Source organism: Curtobacterium sp. MCBA15_016 (genome assembly GCF_001865105.1).
GTDB lineage: Bacteria > Actinomycetota > Actinomycetes > Actinomycetales > Microbacteriaceae > Curtobacterium.
The window spans coordinates 4,017-4,410 of the sequence record NZ_MJGR01000046.1; the positions used below are offsets into that span (position 1 = coordinate 4,017).

Consider the following 394-nt stretch of genomic DNA (forward strand, 5'->3'; position numbering starts at 1 on the left):
CGTGGTGTCGGTCATGCGTGGACTCCTTCGTCGGTTCTCGTGCGCTCCGCGGTGTCCCGCGCGGCACGGATGCGGTCGGCCGCGGCGGTGATCGCCGCGACGACGGGGGTGGTGTCGAGGTCGGGGGCGATGACGCGCAGCACGTCGTGCGCGTCCGAGTCTGCCCCGGGGGCTCCGTCGTCGCTCACCAGGTCGGGCTGCTCGGTCAGGTGCAGCCACCACGCCGCGATGGCGGTCGCGGCACCGGGACCGATGCCCGCGGACGGGTCGCGGTCCAGCCGGTGCCGGAGCACGTCGACCACGCGGACGGGGAGCTTCTCGGAGCCGCCGGCGGCGATCTGCCGGAGGGTGTGCCGGATCCGGGGGTTCGCGAACCGGTCGACCAGGGCGTCGC

General features: G+C 75.1%; 1 pseudogene. It reads right to left on the reverse strand.

Going from position 1 to position 394, the window contains the following annotated elements:
• Nucleotides 1–11: 11 nt before the first annotated feature.
• Nucleotides 12–394: pseudogene (locus tag BIV03_RS16720) on the reverse strand (hypothetical protein); the annotation flags it as partial.